Origin of the sequence: Hoeflea sp. 108 (genome assembly GCF_000372965.1) — a bacterium.
GTDB lineage: Bacteria > Pseudomonadota > Alphaproteobacteria > Rhizobiales > Rhizobiaceae > Aminobacter.
The window spans coordinates 472,776-488,418 of record NZ_KB890024.1; the positions used below are offsets into that span (position 1 = coordinate 472,776).

A 15,643-nucleotide genomic window follows, 5' to 3' on the forward strand; every position below is an offset into this window, starting at 1 on the left:
CTCGGTGGGCCAAACTGCGAGCGTGATCTCATGCTGCATGTTCTGTACCTCGTGCATGATATTTCCGATCCAGCTGTTCGCCGTCGGGTCATCATGCTCAAGGCCGGTGGCGCACGTCTGACGTTAGCCGGTTTCCGCAGGACTAAATTACCTCTTTCTGATATCGAGGGCGTAACGCCGATCGATCTCGGATACACGCGTGACGGACGCTTTGCGCAACGTCTTGGGGCTGTTGCCAAGGCCGCCGCTGGTATCGCCGCGTCGCTGAAAGGCGAGCCGGTGCCCGACGTCATTCTAGCGCGCAATCTCGAAATGCTGGCGCTGGCCAAACGCGCGCGCTGCGCGTTTGGCACGTCTGCGCCGGTTGTCTACGAGTGCCTGGATATTCACCGTCTGGTGTTGCGCGACGACATGGTCGGACGCGCGCTGCGCGGTGCCGAGCGCAGGCTCGGACGCGACGTCAGGCTGCTGCTGACGAGTTCGCCGGCCTTCGTAAGGCATTACTTCCAGAAGTTCGGTCAGATCGATGCGCCCATCGAACTGCTGGAGAACAAGCTGCTCGAACTCGGGCCCAAGGGGCCCGTCGCGCCGACACTGGCAGGTCCTTTGGCAGCGCAGCCATGGCGCATCGGCTGGTTCGGCGCGCTCCGATGTCGCAAATCGCTGGAATTGCTGCAAACCTTCACGGAGAGCGCAGACGGCGCGTTCGAAGTCGTCCTACGCGGCCGACCGGCGCTGACCGAATTCGACGATTTCCTCGGCGTGGTCGATGCAGCCAGGCATCTGTCCTTCGGCGGTACCTACCGCAATCCCGAGGACATGGCCGCGATCTATGGCGGCGTACATTTCTCGTGGGCCATCGACTTCTTCGAAGAAGGCCTGAACTCGACATGGCTTCTGCCCAACCGGCTTTATGAAGGCTGCCGCTTTGGAACGGTGCCGATCGCCATGGCCGGCACGGAGACGGCGACCTTCCTCCAGCGCCAGGGCATCGGCATTGTCCTGGAAGAGGCATCCGTGGCAGCGCTCGACAAGGCGCTCGGCACCATGACGCCGGAGCGTTATCGCGCCTTGCGCGACCAGGTGACGGCCTGCGAGCCGTCGACCTGGAGCTGCAACAGTTCCGACTGCCGCGTGCTTGTGGCCAAGCTGGTGAAGGTTGCCGGCCTCGCCGATGGCGAGATCGCCGCCGTAGCCGCCTGAAATCTCAACAGAAAATAGCTGAGCAATGCCTGGATCCTGCATCATCGTCATTCCATGCCTCAACGAGGCACGTCACATCGGGCCGCTGCTTGCCCAGCTACTGCCGTCGTCGCGCCGGCTTGGGGCTCTTGTCGTCGTGGCCGATGGCGGCAGCGAAGATGCGACGCGCAACATCGTCTCGGCCGTCGCAGCAGACAATCCTGATGTGGTGCTGATCGACAACCCGCGCCGTCTGCAAAGCGCGGCCGTCAACCTCGCCGTTAGCCGGTTCGGTGGTAGCGCCGAGTATCTTATCCGCATCGACGCCCATGGTGGCTACCCTGACGATTACTGTGACAGGTTGATCAAGGATGCCCACGACACCGGTGCGGACGCTGTCGTCGTGTCGATGCTGACCAGAGGCTCAGGGATTGTACAACGGGCGGCGGCGGCCGCGCAGAATTCGCGCTTGGGTACCGGCGGTTCAAAACACCGGCACAGTTCGCTGGGCGAGTGGATCGACCACGGCCATCACGCGCTGTTGCGCGTCGATGCCTTTTCCGCCGTCGGCGGTTACGACGAGAGCTTCAGCCACAACGAGGACGCCGAACTCGACCATAGGCTGAAGCAGGCGGGGTTCCGCATCTGGCTGAGCGGCAGGACGCAGATGACTTATTTTCCGCGCAACTCGCTCAAGGGGCTTTATCGGCAATATCTCGGTTACGGCCGGGGGAGGGCACGCAACCTGCTCAAGCATCGGCTGGTACCGAAGCTCAGGCAGATGGTGCCGCTGATGGTGTTCCCCGCCGCCTTGGTTGCCATGTTGACGCCGCTCCACTGGCTGTTCGCGCCGCCGCTGGCGCTGTGGGCGGCGATCTGCCTTGCCTATGGCGGACGCCTGGCCTGGCGCGCCGGCGATCCGAAGCTCGCCTTGGCCGGTGTGTCGGCCATGGTCATGCATTTCGCCTGGTCGCTGGGCTTCTGGCAGCAGATGGTCGGCGCGGGCGTGCGAGGCCGCCCCGCATGACCGGCGCTCGCATCGACATCTGCGTCTGCACGTTTCGGCGCCCGGAACTGGCCGACACGTTGCGCTCGCTTGAAGCCATGGAACTGCCCAGGGGATACGGCGTCGGTGTTGTCGTGGCCGACAACGACGATATGCCGAGCGCATCGGCGTTGGTTACTGAGCTTGCCAGCAAGCTGTCGCTGCCCGTGCGCTACGTCCATGCCCCGGCAGGCAACATCTCGGTCGCACGCAACGCCTGCCTGGACGCAAGTTCGGCCGATCTGGTCGCCTTCATCGACGACGACGAGAAGGCGACCGACCAATGGCTTATGCGGCTGGTCGAGCGGCTCGACGCAACGGGCGCCGATGTCGTGCTTGGGCCGGTCAGGGCACGCTATGCCAGCACGGCGCCGCGCTGGATGCGCATGGGTGATTTTCACTCGACCTATCCGGTCTTCGTCGGCTGTGAAATCCGCACCGGCTACACCTGCAACGTGCTTTTGCGGGCGCGGGCGGCATCGGTCGCTGGCAGACGGTTCAGCCTGCTGCGTGGCCAGACGGGCGGCGAGGACACCGAATTCTTCGACCAGGTCCATCGCAGCGGCGGAACATTCGCCTATGCCTCTGATGCCTGGGTGGAAGAGCCGGTTCCGGTTGGGCGCGCCAGCTTCGGCTGGCTGTCCAGGCGGCGCTATCGCGTGGGCCAGACGCATGGGCGTCTTATCGGAACGCGCCGCTCAGGCCTGGCCGTGATTCCGGAGCTGGGCCTCGCCGCGGCGAAGGCCGGCTACTGTTTTGCAGCCGCAGCGCTTGCCGTTTTCCGACCGGTCTGCCGCAACCGCAACCTGCTGCGCTGCATCATGCATGTCGGCGTGGCCAGCGGCCTCCTGGGCCTGCGCGAACTGCGGCTCTACGGCGGCAAGGAGACTACGCATGCAGCCTGATGTCAGCTTCGTCATCGCTGCCTACAATGCCGAGCTGACACTTGGCCGTGCCATCGACAGCGCGCTGGCGCAGCAGGGCGTTTCGGTCGAGGTCGTGGTGGTGGACGATCGCTCGACCGACGGAACATTGGAAATTGCCCGCGCTCATTCCGACCCAAGAGTCAGGGTGGTTGCGCTCAAGAGCAACTGCGGCCCGGGCGGAGCCCGGAATGCCGGCCTGGACGCCGCGCTCGGGCGTTGGGTGGCGGTTTTGGATTCCGACGATACGGTGCGCCCGGAAAGATTGGCCGCAATGATCGCGTGCGCCGAAAAGCGCGGTGCTGCGATGGCCGTCGACAATCTCGAGGTGATTCGTGAAGACGGAACCACCCTAGATGTGATGTTTTCGGGGGACTTTCTCGAAGGTCTCGGACAATTATCTCTTGCCGACTTCATCGCCGGCAATCTCGTCTTCGAATCCACGTTCAATTTTGGTTACATGAAGCCGATATTCCTGCGTGGATATCTCGACGGGCACGGCCTGCGTTATGACGAGAGCCTGCGCATCGGCGAGGATTACGTCCTGCTTGCGAGCGCGCTCGCTCGGGGCGGCGGCTGCGCCGTCGAACCGGCGGTAGGCTATAGCTACCATGTGCTTCAGGGGTCTATCTCGCGGGTGCTGAAGCTGCCTCACGTCGAGGCCATGCAGCGCGCCGACCGCATCTTCGCCGAAGTCAACAGCCTCGATGTGGCGGCTCGCGAAGCGTTCACGCTTAGGACCCGAAGCCTCGAACAGGCCGCCACATTCCTGTCATTGGTGGAGCACATCAAATCGCGTTCGCCGCTCAAGGCGGTGAGGACTGCGCTCGGCAATCCGTCGGCGGTGCGCCACCTGCGCATGCCGATCGCGGTTCGCTTGCAGCGGCTCGCACAACAATTTGCATCCCGGTCGGGCAGGTGAGGTGGCGGCCTCATTTTCGATCGGACAACACGAGGAGAGCATATGAAGTCGAGTTTCAGGAAAGTCCGCAAGGCAGTCATCCCGGTGGCTGGTCTTGGCACGCGGTTTTTGCCGGCGACAAAGTCGATGCCGAAGGAGATGCTGCCGGTGGTTGACCGGCCGGTGGTACAGTATGCCGTCGACGAGGCGCTGGAAGCCGGCGTCGAGCACATCGTCTTCGTCACCGGCCGCAACAAGGCCGTCATCGAGGACTATTTCGACCTGCATCCCGAACTGATCGGCACGCTCGAGCAGGCCGGCAAGGTCGCCGAGATCAAGTCGCTGGAAACGCTGCTGCCAGTGCCCGGCACCACCAGCTTCACCCGCCAGCAAGCGCCGCATGGCCTCGGCCACGCCGTCTGGTGCGCCCGCGACATCATCGGCGACGAGCCGTTCGCGCTGCTGTTGCCCGATATGGTGTCGTTCGGCAAGCGCGGCTGTCTGGCCGAGATCATGGAGCTCTATGGCGAAACCGGCGGCAATGTGATTGCCGTCGAGCAATGCCAGTCGCATGAGACCAACAAATACGGCATCGTCGGCCAGGGCCAAGCCACCGGCTCGGGCTTCGAGGTGACGGCGATGGTGGAGAAGCCGAAGCCGGCCGATGCACCGTCGACCTACTACATCAACGGCCGCTACATCCTACAGCCGGAGATCTTCACGCTTTTGGGCACCCAGGCGCGTGGCGCCGGCGGAGAGATCCAGCTGACGGATGCGATGGTCAGGCTTGCCGACAACCAGGCGTTCTTCGCCCGCCCGTTCGGGGGACGCATGTTCGACTGCGGCTCCAAGGAAGGTTTCATCCAGGCCAATGTGGCGTTCGCGCTGAAACGGGCCGATCTCAAGGGCTCGGTGCTGGAAGCGCTGCGCGAGATGATCGCCGAGAATGACAGGGCAGCAGCGGCCTGATCGGGCGACGACCAGGACTCGGCCGGCCGCGTGTCGCCGGGGCCGGCTTTCTGTTTCAGGGCAGCACGTTGCAGAGGGCGTCTGACCCTTCCGAGTGCAGCTTCGTGCTCCGCAAAAGACTGGAATGCCTATGAACTATGCCAGCTTCGCCTTCAGCAATCGCCGCAACGCCGAGCAGGACGAGGCGCGCGAAGGGAGCGATTTCATCGACCTGGAACGCCTGTTCTCCATGGCTCGGCGCCAGGTCAAGGTGGTAGGCGCGGGCGCTGCGATCGGCATTGTTCTCGGGCTCGTCTATCTCCAGACGACGCCGCCGAGCTTCACCGCGACCACGCGCGTCCTGATCGACGAAGGCATGAACAAGATCGTCGACGAGGTATCGGCGGCCCCGGTCAACATGCAGACCGATGCGGCGATCCTCAGCCAGATCGAGATCATCAAATCGGCGCGGTTGGCAGCCGTCGTCGTCGACAAGCAGAAGCTCGATCAAAACCCTGCCTTTATGCAGCCGCCACAATCCCTGGCCTCGACGCTGGTTGGCTATGCACGCGGCTTCGTCGGCATTTTCCGCTCGCGCCCCGATGCATCGGTCGGAGCCGAGTTGAGCGAGGCGGAGCGCAGGGCGGCAGCTGAGGCCGCGCGCAAGGAACAGGCGGTCCTGGCGCTGCAGGCCAATGTCATGGCCGAGCGCATCGGTCGCAGCTACGTCATTTCCATCGCCTATCGCTCGATCGACCCGCAGCTGTCGGCTGCAATTACCAGGGCCTATGCAGATGCATTCGTCGCCGACCAGTTGGACGCCGGCTTTGAGGCCACCGAGAAGGCGGCAGTCTGGCTGCAGGGACGACTGGAGGAGTTACGCGCCAGCTCGCAGGCGGCTGCACTTGAGGTCGAGAAATTCCGCGCCGACAACGGGCTGGCGGCGGCGCGCGGCGAAACCATCGCCGAGCAACAGCTCTCCGATCTCAATGCCCAACTGACCCTTGCCAAGGCTGACACGGCCAAGGCAAGGGCACGCTATGAGCAGTACCGCACGATCGTCGATGGTGGGCCGGAGGCTGCCGTGCAGAACTCGACGCTGTCGGCCGCTGACCCGGGCAATCCGGTGCTGTCCGAGCTCAAGAAGCGCTATGCGGCGGTTTCCAAGCGCGAGCAGGAGATCGCCACGGGCTTCGGTCCGAACCATCCACAGGCGACGGCGTTGCGCAAGGAGCAGGCCGATATTGCCAAGCAGGTCCTCCGCGAGTTGAGCCAACTGTCGGAGACCTATCGCAACGAATATGAGGTGGCGCGCTCGCGCGAAACCACACTCTCCGAAAGTGTCGCTGGTGCCACGGGCCAAAACTCCTCGGCCAACCAGGCCCAGGTGCGGTTGCGTGAATTGCAGCAGCAGGCAACCGCACTCAGCACGCTCTATCAGACCTTCCTGTCTCGCTACGAGGAGGCCTCGCAGCAGCGCTCGTTCCCGATCGCGAAGGTCCGGGTCATCTCCGAGGCGACCTTGCCGCGCAGCGCATCAAGCCCGCGAACTTCGCTGGTGCTCGGCCTGTCGCTGGTGCTCGGTCTGATCATGGGCGCTGCCGCAGGCGCATTCAATGAGTTCAACGAGCGCTTCTTCCGCACGGCCGAGGATGTGCGTGAGCGCCTCGGCCTCAAGTTCCTCGGTTACCTGCCGCTGCTCGGCGGCTACGACCAGAAGCCGACAGTCCCGGCGGAAGGCACCGAGCAACCGCGGGTGTCGGCGGCGAGCGAAAGGCGGGCACGTATGCGGGTGACTGTCGATGCACCGGCGTCATTGTTTGCCGAGACGTTGCGCAATACCAGGATTGCCGGCGACGTCGTGCTGCAGGACGTGCCCTGCAAGGTGATCGGCATCGTCTCGATGCTGCCGGGCGAAGGCAAGTCGATGGTCGCCGCCAATCTCGCCGGCCTGCTTGCCGGCAATGGGGCACGGACACTGTTGATCGACGCCGACCTGCGCAATCCTGGCCTCAGTCGCTCGCTCGGCATCGTGACGGAACGCGGGCTGGTCGAGGCCGTGGTCGACGGTCAGGGCTGGCAGTCGGCGATTAAGGTCGACAGACAGACCAAGCTCGCCATTGTGCCGGCGGCGTGGCGCGCTCGCTTCTCGCATACGAGCGAGTTGCTGTCGTCGCCCGGCATGCGCCGCTTCGTTGAGGACGCCAAGTCGACCTTCGAATACATCGTGGTCGATCTGCCGCCACTTGGCCCGGTGGTGGACGCCAAGGCGTTTGCGCCGCTGGTAGATGGTTTCGTGCTGGTTGCCGAATGGGGCGCGACGCCACGCCCTCTGGTGCGCTCGGTGCTCGCAGCCGAGCCGCAGATCGCATCCAAGATGCTGGGACTAGTGCTCAACAAGGTCGATCTCAAGCGCCTGCCGCATTACGGTGCCTACGGCGGTTCGGAGCAGTTTCTCGACCGTTATTCGAGCTATTATTTCGATCGTAATGGCAGCGGCACCGCGGCCCGGAACAAATTCCAAGCCGCATATGAAGGGCTGCTGCAGTGGGTCAAAGCGCCGTTCGAGCGGAAAAAGGATCGTACCGAGGCCTAGCAGCTGCTTGGCAGTTCCGCTTTGGAGCGGCACCTGGAAAGTCCACAAGAGGCGCAGTCGCGACCGCCAGCATGTTGGTCGACGATGTTTGCTGTCAGGGCCAACATGCAATTTATCCAGCTTCAGACTGAAAAACCAATCTCGACCAAGTAAGCTGTTCGGATCGGAGATCGAACCTTTCAAAGTCATTGAGCGTGAACTCCGCCATCCTGCGCTTCGATCACCCCAAGCTTCGCTTGCGCAGCGCGTGTGCCTTGCTGCGGAAATTGGCCCGGATTTCTGCCTCGTCGATGCCGGCGACGATGCGGTTCTCCATCAGCAGCCGTCCGCCGACTATGCTATGAAGCACGTCGTCGGCACGGCTTGAATAAACCAGCGCAGCAGCAGTGTCATAGACCGGCTGCGTGTGGGCGTTGTCGAGGTCTACGACGATGACATCGGCGGCCATGCCGGGTGCCAGCTTGCCGGTTTCCGGGCGGTTCATTGCCTTAGCCCCCTCGGAGGTCGCCATTTCCAGGATTTCGGTTGTTCTCAGGAATTCCGGGTCGGCGGTCTTGTCCTTGTGAATTAGGCCGGCGAATTTCATTTCCTGGAACATGTCGAGCGTGTTGTGGCTGGCTGGCCCATCGGTTGCCAGGCCGACCGTGACGCCATGCTCGCGCACGCATTTGAGTGGCAGTGTGCCGGAGGCCACCTTGGCGTTGCAGCATGGACAATGGGCGATCTTTGTGTTGGTTGCCGCCAATATCCTTACGTCATCTTCGTCGAGCTGCGTGCAGTGGGCAGCAGTTACGTCAGACTTCAGGAATTCAAGTGAATGAAGCCAGCGGACCGCCGATGTGCCGTAGGTTTCGGCGACATAGACGGTCTCTTGGGGCGCCTCGGCGAGGTGGATGTGGATCGGCACATTGTGCGCGTCTGCAACCTCGCGCGACAGGCGGAACATTTCAGACCCGCACGAATATGTGGCATGCGGCGACAGCCCGATCTGCAGCAATCCATTTTGCGACTTGTGATGCTTGGCGATGAGATCGCCGAAGCTGTGCAATGTTTTCCAAGACCAGTCGGTGATCGATGCGTAAACGCCGCGATCAGCGAAGCCATAGCCAAGGGTAGCGCGAAGCGGGATCTTCTTAAGTGCTTCGATCTGCGGCTCCACTGCATAGGCATCGAAATGCTCGTTGAAGGAGGTGACGCCCGATTTCACCATTTCAACGAGACCGTTCAGACTTGCCCAGTAAAGCGTTTCGGGATCGAAATTGCGCTTGAGCTGCCACATGGTGGATAGCCATTCGAACAGCCGGACATCCTCCAGAAGACCACGCAGGAGCAGGTTCGAGGCAATATGCGTGTGGCTGTCGCAGAAACCGGGCATGACCACGCAGTTCGAAGCATCGATGACTTTCGCAGCATTGCTAATGTCGATGCTTTCCTGCGCCCCAACGGCCAGGATCTTGCCGCCGGCGATGGCAATGGCTCCATGCTCGATCGGCTTGGCGCCGCCCATGGGCATTACGGTACCGTTTATGATGGCGATATCGATGGTCATGCGTATCCTCCTACGCGATCCGTTTCAGGACCCGGTTTTCAGAAATTCAGATGTTCAGCGCACATCGCGGAAATAGGGCATGCCTAGTGCTGCTGGCGCCGCCGACAATTGCCTCATGCGATGCAGGACGATGACGGGAACGATGATGAAGCCCAGTGTCCCGAGATATGGCAGCATGCCGAGCAGGGCAGGGGTGACCGGCCAGTTGCGTGCCTGCCCGACATAGCCAAGTGCAGTGATCAGCCCGAACAGAAGTGCTGCCATCACGACATTCAGCGGCCTGTAGCGCGCAAAGATGACCAGCGCGACGGCGATCCAGCCCCGGCCGGCGACAATTCCGTCCGACCATGACGGGACGAAAGCCAAAGTGAGATATGCACCGGCCCCAGCCGCCAGTGCCGCGCCCAGCGATACGTACCAGAAGCGCATCGCCAGGACCGGGATGCCGGCCGCGTCGGCCGCCGCGGGATTTTCTCCGACCGCGCGCATGTTGAGGCCATGACGCGTTTTGAACATCAGGCAGTGGATGGCGACGGGCACGATAATGAAGATCAGATAGACAAGTACGTTCTGGGAGAAGAAGGCCGGTCCCAAAATGGGAATTTCGCTCAAGTAGGGCACGATCACCGGCTGGAAGGTCGCCTTGGCCGGCATGCCGGAAAACGCCCTGCCTACAGTGGCGGCAAGCCCCGTCCCCATCAGGGTCAACGCAAGTCCGCACAGCACCTGATTGGCGCGGAAGAGCACCGTCGCCACGGCAAAGACCATGCCAAAGCAAAGCCCGACCAAGAGCGCTGCAGCAAAGCCGATCGACGGGTTCGGGACGCTGATGGTGACAGCGACCGCCGTCACCGCGCCGAGTGCCATCAAGCCCTCAACGCCCAGATTGACCACTCCGACGCGCTGGCAGATGACCTCGCCAAGTGCTGCCAGTGCCAGGACGCCTCCGGCAAGGACGGCGGTCGTCAGCAACCCCGTTATGAGATCCATGGCGGCATCCCTATGCGGTGACCCGATCGGTGCGGACGAGGCGGTAATGCGCAAACTCGTCGCCGATGGCGGTGAACATCAATACGAGGCCGGTCAGCGCAACGATCGCGCTGGTGGTAAGTCCCTGCGTCTGCAGAATGATGCCGGCGTTGAGAATGAAGGCCATCAGCGCTGCGGCGGCAAGGACGCCAAGACATGAGGTGCGTGCGAGCACCGCAACGATGATGCCAAGATAGCCGAAATTGTTGGAGATACCGCCCTGCAGGCGATGCACCGTTCCTGCCACTTCCAGCATTCCGGCAATGCCCGCGACCGCACCCGAAAGCAGCATCACCGCAATGATGCGCCGCCGTACCGGTATGCCAGCATAGAGGGCGTTCTCGGGATTGGCGCCGCTGATCCGCACCTCGTACCCCCACCGGGTAAAGGACAGCACTGCCGCCACCAGCACCGTCAATGCTACCGCGATCGCAAAGCCCCAATGAACCATGCCCCACAGCTCCGGCATCTCGTAGCGAATGCGTGGGGTGGAGCCGAGCGTTCCGGCACCCCGATCCCGCCACGGTCCGGTGGCGAAGTAGTAGACGAGCAGGGTCGCCACGAAATTCAGCAACAGAGTGGTGATGAGCTCATTGACGCCGACAAACGCCCGGGCGAGTGTCGGGATGGTGATCCATGCCATGCCGCCGGCGACGCCCGCCAGGAACATCGCCGGCAGCATCAGCCAGGCCGGGCCTTCGACAAAAAGGCCGATCGCCGCGGCTGCAAGCGCACCTGCATAGAACTGGCCCTCGGCGCCGATGTTCCAAAGCCCGATGCGCCGGGTGATCATGACCGCAAGGCCTGTCAGGATAAGCGGCGTCGCAAGTAGCCCGAGGTCCTCCAGCCCGAAGCTCGAGCCAAACGTCGACGTGATGACCTGGCCGCCGAGGGCAAGCGGATTGTGCCCGGAGACGGCGACAACGACGCCGCCGACGATGAGCGCAAGCATGATCGCCGCGACGCGAACCGCAATGGCGACGGAAGGCTTGGGCGAAGGGAAGCGCTGCAGACGCCAGGCCATCACGACCTCTCGCCGCTGGCTGCGGACGAACCCACCGTCTGCCCGCCCATCAAGAGACCGATGGTCTCCATATCGGCACTTTCGGTGTCAAAAACGGACATGATCCGGCCCTCGTAAAGAACCGCGATACGGTCCGAAAGGCTGAGCAATTCTTCGAGGTCTTCCGAAATCAGGACGACGGCGACGCCCCGGTTGCGAAGTTCGACGAAATGGCGAAGCATCGTGTTGATTGCGCCGATATCCAGGCCACGACTGGGGTATGCTGCGACCAGGACTTTCCGCGCTATGCGGATCTCGCGTCGGGCGACAAGGCGCTGCTGGTTGCCACCTGAGAGGTTTCGCACCGGCATGCCAAAATCAGGAATCGCCACCTCCGCGTCTGCGGCGATCGTCCGGGCCAGCCGGTTGGCGGCTCGCGGATCGAAGAGCGGGCCGCGCGAGACGGCGTCGGTCTTGTATTCCCGGATCACCACATTATCGTCGATTGAAAGCGAAGGCGCCAAGCCGCTACGCAAGCGGTCCTCGGGTATATGGCCGATGCCAAGTGCTGCGAAGGCCGCTGCATCCCTGCGGCTTTCGGCCTTTCCGCCGATCAATATCTCGCCCGAAACAAGTGGGCGGATACCTGTCATGACCTGGCTCAGTTCGCGTTGGCCATTGCCTGCGACGCCTGCAATTCCCAATATCTCGCCGGCCCGGATGACGAGGTCGATGTTCCGGAGTGCCGGCAGGCCGCGTTGATCGTCGGCGCAAACATTCTTGAGTTCCAACACGACAGGACTGGCATCGCGCGCGGGTTCTTCCGATCGGTCGCGGTAGTTGCCCAGAACGATTTCGCGTCCGACCATCAGCCCGGCGAGCATGCGATGATCGCAGTCCTTCGTTTCGTGGGTTGCGACCTTGCGGCCACCGCGAAGAACTGTCACCCGGTCGGAAATCTCCAGGACTTCATGAAGCTTGTGGCTGATGAAGACGACGGCGTTGCCGGATTTGCGGAAGGCGTCGAGTGCCTTGAACAATTCCCGAGCCTCGGACGGTGTCAGCACGGCTGTCGGTTCGTCGAGGATCAGAAGGCGCGCGTCTCGCGCCAGCACGCGCAGGATCTCGACACGCTGCTGCTCACCCGCCGACAAGGTGTGGATACGAGCGTTGGGCTTGACGGCGAGATTGAATTTTTCGGCGATCGCAGCCGTTTTTGCTTCCAATTGGCTGGCCGACGCCAGCCGTGGCGTCTGCCCCCATCCCAGATGGATGTTTTCGGCCACGGTGAAGGCCTGGACCAGCTTGAAGTGCTGATGAACCATGCCGATGCCTGCCGCGATCGCATCGAGAGGCGAACCGAAACGAACCGGCTTGCCATTGATGGCAATCTCCCCGGCATCGGCCTGATAGATCCCGGTGAGGATGTTCATCAAGGTCGATTTGCCGGCACCGTTCTCTCCGAGAAGCGCATGGATCTCACCGGCGCGGATGTCGAGGTCGACATCCGCGTTGGCGACGACGCCGGGAAAATACTTGGCGATTCCGCGCAGCGACACGAGCGGCGGCGCAGTGTCGCTGCTCGCAAGGCGAGGTACTGGATCAGGCATTGCAGCGTCCATTGATCGGCCAGGCTTACGTAACGAGCCCGGATACGCCCTCGACAGACCAGTCCCAGTTGTAGAGCGCGAACTCGTCCAGCGTTTCGCCTGCTTTCACCCGCACTGCCCCTGTCGTATCCTTGATCTCGCCGGTGAACGGGCTCCAGCCGCCAATGATCTTCGCGCGCACGGCATCCGCCTTGGCCGCCACGTCGGCTGGAACCGTCTCGCCCCAGGCATCACGGTCGATGCCACCGCCAAGGGGAAGCAGGGTCTGGCCACCACCCGACCATGTGCCGGCTAGCCGCTGTCTTACCTGATCGACATAGAACGACGTCCAGTCGGGCACGATCGAGCTGACATAGGCATTCTTGCCGTAGCGCCGCATATCGGTGTTCCACATCGCAGCCCGGACGCCGCGCTGTTCGGCGACTTGCAGGTAGGAGGCCTCGTTCATGACACCAAAGAGGAAGTCGCAGCCATTGTCGATCAGTGCGCTTGCTGCCTGGTTGGCGCCTTGTGGGTCGAACCAGGAGTTGATGCTGATGACCTGGAGGGTGGCCGATGGGTTGACCGAGCGAGCACCCATCAAGAACGCATTGCTCGACGAGATCGCCATGGGCACGGGGAAGGACGCGATGAATCCGAGCTTGCCGGACTTGCTGAGCAGCCCCGCCGCCACGCCGACGACATAGGTTGGATGCCAATGGGCGGCGTAATACCAGCCGAGATTGTCGGCGACGTTGCGCCCGTCCGCCTCGAGAAAGGCGACTTCAGGTGATCGTTCGACGACGGACGAGAAGAAATCGCCATAGTTCGAGGTTGAGAACACCATCTGGGCGCCCTCCTGCACGAACTGCCGGAACGTGCGGCTTGCGTCGGCAGAGAACGGAATGCTTTCGACCACCAGCGTCTTCGCTTTCGGGAAAGCCGCCTGGATCGCCTTGGCCCCTTCATTCTGCTTGGTGTTCCAGCCTTCGTCCGAGACCGGCCCCGTCAAGGCAAAGGCTATGACGGCATCCTCTTCCTTGATGGCTGCGAGAGGGGCGGCGCGCGCCTGGCCGATCCAGTGCGGCATGATGAGCGACGTAGAAGCAGCGGCCGAAAGAGCCAAGAACCGGCGACGAGAAAAGTCATGATGATAGTTCATAGAAATTCCCCCCGAAATCGAGGTGAAGGCTAGTTTTTCAAACCCCTTATTGACCAGCGAATATTTGCGTCACTACTGTATCAAAAAAACGTACGGTCGCATTTCAGGTGTCGAGAATGCCCTTGATTACGCAAGGCGCGAAGGCGTTGGAGATGGTCGCTCGATATGGGTCGATCCGTAAGGCCGCAGAGCAGATGAACGCGACACCCTCAGCGGTGAACCGCCAGATACTGAACCTCGAACTGGAGTATGGGCAGCCGCTTTTTGAACGGCTGCCACGCGGCATGCGGCCGACGGAAGCAGGTCGAATCCTGGTGGGGCAGGTTCGGAAATTGCAGCAGGAGATCATCGCGACGGGTGCTGAGGTGGAGGGACTGCGTCCCTCGCATGGCAGCACGGTCAGTATCGGGATCATGGAATGTCTGGCGACAGGATTCCTGCCGAAGGCGTTCCGCAGGCTTCAGGCCCAGCATCCCGGCGCCAGCCTACGGGCGCATGTCGACGGCACCAACTTCATACTCGACAAGGTCAAGTCGGGCTCGATAGATCTGGCGATCGCGTTCAATACGCCCCAGGACATAGGCTTAAATATTGTCAAGACTGCGCATTTGCGACTTGGCATAGTCGCGCAGCCGTCTCATCAATTGATGAAGAGAAAGCACGTTGATATCGAAGATATTTTGAGTGAGCGATTTATCTCGACAGACGACAGCTTGACGATAGGTCCTATGGCCGACCTGCTCATCCAGAGGCTGAGATCGCCGATTTACAAAATCGCCGTGTCCAATTCCATTGCTCTTCTAAAGGCCACAATTCAAGAAGGGCTGGGAATAAGCATACTGACATTGATTGATGTTTATGAAGAAGTCAGACGCGGAGAGCTGGGTTTTGTGCCGCTTTCTGGAACTCGCATGTCAGTGGCGCTTTCACTCAGCTCCCGCGACGTGAACGCATTGACGGATGCCGGCAAGGCAATGGCCGGCATCATCGCCAGTTCACTGGAGGAGGTCCAAGCGTTATCACTCAACAGTGCCTGATTGCATGCTCCAAAGTTCCTTGCAGGAGCAGTGTGCAGCCCCTGCCGAAGACCATCTTCACCTGCTGGAAGTCTCGTCAAAATTTGACAGTGCCGAGGCGACATGTTGGTCATTCGTGCGGCGCTGCCGCTGGCGCAAGCATGGACCCCAGCCTGTAGCGGCTGATGTAAGAGATCTGCCGCAGCGCTTCCTCCAGTTCCATGTCGGTGCCACGCTCAAGTCGGTGGGTGAACTCGGCAAAGATGCCGGCCTTGGTGTAATGACGTACGCAGATGACGAAAGGAAAGCCATGTCTTGCGCGATAGCGGCGGTTCAGATCGTCTATGAGCGCAGCTTCACCTGAAGACAGGCGATCGAGGCCGGCCGTTCCCTGCTCGGCGGTAGACTCTGTTGTCATTCGTCCTTCTTTGGCCTCTTTTCCTGCCAAATCTGGGTGCGCGCGCAGAAACTCAATTCGAGCCGAGGCGTCACGTTGGAGCACCTGGTCAAACATGACGCCATGCAACGTCTCGGCATTGACGAAGGGACGGCTGTCCCAAGCGCTACGTGCGACCCACGGCGAGTTCTCGAATATCAGTCCCAAGGCGGAGACGAATTCCTCGGATCCCATACGGTTGATCCTGTCGATGGTGAGCATTTCTTCCTATTCCCTTGGATGGGTTGGTGGTTACCGTCAGCA

The 15,643-nt window shown here is 61.8% G+C and carries 13 protein-coding genes; 7 read left to right on the forward strand and 6 right to left on the reverse strand.

The window, feature by feature from the left end; translation table 11 throughout:
* The first annotated feature begins 30 nt into the window (after positions 1-30).
* The 6 genes from B015_RS0102305 to B015_RS0102330 all read left to right on the forward strand — a co-directional run bounded on the left by B015_RS0102305 (position 31) and on the right by B015_RS0102330 (position 7,595).
* Entirely contained in the window at positions 31-1,203 is a 1,173-nt protein-coding gene (locus tag B015_RS0102305) for a hypothetical protein (protein WP_018426039.1), read from the forward strand.
* 25 nt (positions 1,204-1,228) lie between these two features.
* Positions 1,229-2,209 (forward strand): glycosyltransferase family 2 protein, encoded by a 981-nt coding sequence (locus tag B015_RS0102310; protein WP_018426040.1) that lies wholly within the window; start codon positions 1,229-1,231, stop codon positions 2,207-2,209.
* Entirely contained in the window at positions 2,206-3,132 is a 927-nt protein-coding gene (locus B015_RS0102315; RefSeq protein WP_018426041.1) for a glycosyltransferase family 2 protein, read from the forward strand. Before B015_RS0102310 ends, B015_RS0102315 begins: the two co-directional genes overlap by 4 nt.
* Positions 3,122-4,072: a glycosyltransferase family 2 protein gene (locus tag B015_RS0102320; protein WP_018426042.1), complete on the forward strand. Its 951-nt coding sequence runs from the start codon at positions 3,122-3,124 to the stop codon at positions 4,070-4,072. The genes B015_RS0102315 and B015_RS0102320 overlap by 11 nt, the downstream gene beginning before the upstream one ends.
* A 42-nt stretch (positions 4,073-4,114) precedes the next feature.
* Complete coding sequence (locus B015_RS0102325) at positions 4,115-5,020, forward strand: UTP--glucose-1-phosphate uridylyltransferase (RefSeq protein WP_018426043.1); 906 nt, start codon at positions 4,115-4,117, stop codon at positions 5,018-5,020.
* 130 nt (positions 5,021-5,150) lie between these two features.
* Positions 5,151-7,595 (forward strand): Wzz/FepE/Etk N-terminal domain-containing protein, encoded by a 2,445-nt coding sequence (locus B015_RS0102330; protein ID WP_018426044.1) that lies wholly within the window; start codon positions 5,151-5,153, stop codon positions 7,593-7,595.
* A 220-nt stretch (positions 7,596-7,815) separates the two neighbouring features.
* On the opposite strand, the gene B015_RS0102335 is transcribed toward B015_RS0102330, so the two are convergent.
* From B015_RS0102335 to B015_RS0102355, 5 genes are read right to left on the reverse strand one after another with little or no spacing between them, the layout of a single operon-like run.
* Positions 7,816-9,144, reverse strand: coding sequence for an amidohydrolase (locus B015_RS0102335; RefSeq protein ID WP_040455944.1), 1,329 nt, complete (start codon positions 9,142-9,144; stop codon positions 7,816-7,818).
* A gap of 54 nt (positions 9,145-9,198) precedes the next feature.
* Positions 9,199-10,134 carry an ABC transporter permease gene (locus B015_RS0102340; protein ID WP_026226803.1) on the reverse strand — a complete coding sequence of 312 codons (936 nt, stop codon included), beginning with the start codon at positions 10,132-10,134 and terminating at the stop codon, positions 9,199-9,201.
* A gap of 10 nt (positions 10,135-10,144) precedes the next feature.
* Positions 10,145-11,197, reverse strand: a complete 1,053-nt coding sequence (locus B015_RS0102345; RefSeq protein ID WP_018426047.1) for an ABC transporter permease — start codon at positions 11,195-11,197, stop codon at positions 10,145-10,147.
* Positions 11,197-12,786: an ABC transporter ATP-binding protein gene (locus B015_RS0102350; protein WP_040456462.1), complete on the reverse strand. Its 1,590-nt coding sequence runs from the start codon at positions 12,784-12,786 to the stop codon at positions 11,197-11,199. The genes B015_RS0102345 and B015_RS0102350 overlap by 1 nt, the downstream gene beginning before the upstream one ends.
* Positions 12,787-12,811: 25 nt before the next feature.
* Positions 12,812-13,927, reverse strand: coding sequence for a BMP family ABC transporter substrate-binding protein (locus B015_RS0102355; RefSeq protein WP_018426049.1), 1,116 nt, complete (start codon positions 13,925-13,927; stop codon positions 12,812-12,814).
* Positions 13,928-14,043: 116 nt separating this feature from the next.
* Between B015_RS0102355 and B015_RS0102360 the strand changes: the two genes are divergently transcribed.
* Positions 14,044-14,964: a LysR family transcriptional regulator gene (locus tag B015_RS0102360; RefSeq protein ID WP_018426050.1), complete on the forward strand. Its 921-nt coding sequence runs from the start codon at positions 14,044-14,046 to the stop codon at positions 14,962-14,964.
* A gap of 109 nt (positions 14,965-15,073) precedes the next feature.
* On the opposite strand, the gene uraD is transcribed toward B015_RS0102360, so the two are convergent.
* Entirely contained in the window at positions 15,074-15,601 is a 528-nt protein-coding gene (uraD, locus tag B015_RS0102365) for a 2-oxo-4-hydroxy-4-carboxy-5-ureidoimidazoline decarboxylase (protein WP_018426051.1), read from the reverse strand.
* Between the last annotated feature and the right edge of the window lie 42 nt (positions 15,602-15,643).

Coding starts and splice junctions, on each gene's coding strand:
- B015_RS0102305 (WP_018426039.1), top strand. CDS start 31: ATGCTGCATGTTCTGTACCTCGTGCATGATATTTCCGATCCAGCTGTT.
- B015_RS0102310 (WP_018426040.1), top strand. CDS start 1,229: ATGCCTGGATCCTGCATCATCGTCATTCCATGCCTCAACGAGGCACGT.
- B015_RS0102315 (WP_018426041.1), top strand. CDS start 2,206: ATGACCGGCGCTCGCATCGACATCTGCGTCTGCACGTTTCGGCGCCCG.
- B015_RS0102320 (WP_018426042.1), top strand. CDS start 3,122: ATGCAGCCTGATGTCAGCTTCGTCATCGCTGCCTACAATGCCGAGCTG.
- B015_RS0102325 (WP_018426043.1), top strand. CDS start 4,115: ATGAAGTCGAGTTTCAGGAAAGTCCGCAAGGCAGTCATCCCGGTGGCT.
- B015_RS0102330 (WP_018426044.1), top strand. CDS start 5,151: ATGAACTATGCCAGCTTCGCCTTCAGCAATCGCCGCAACGCCGAGCAG.
- B015_RS0102335 (WP_040455944.1), bottom strand. CDS start 9,144: ATGACCATCGATATCGCCATCATAAACGGTACCGTAATGCCCATGGGC.
- B015_RS0102340 (WP_026226803.1), bottom strand. CDS start 10,134: ATGGATCTCATAACGGGGTTGCTGACGACCGCCGTCCTTGCCGGAGGC.
- B015_RS0102345 (WP_018426047.1), bottom strand. CDS start 11,197: ATGGCCTGGCGTCTGCAGCGCTTCCCTTCGCCCAAGCCTTCCGTCGCC.
- B015_RS0102350 (WP_040456462.1), bottom strand. CDS start 12,786: ATGCCTGATCCAGTACCTCGCCTTGCGAGCAGCGACACTGCGCCGCCG.
- B015_RS0102355 (WP_018426049.1), bottom strand. CDS start 13,927: ATGAACTATCATCATGACTTTTCTCGTCGCCGGTTCTTGGCTCTTTCG.
- B015_RS0102360 (WP_018426050.1), top strand. CDS start 14,044: ATGCCCTTGATTACGCAAGGCGCGAAGGCGTTGGAGATGGTCGCTCGA.
- uraD (WP_018426051.1), bottom strand. CDS start 15,601: ATGCTCACCATCGACAGGATCAACCGTATGGGATCCGAGGAATTCGTC.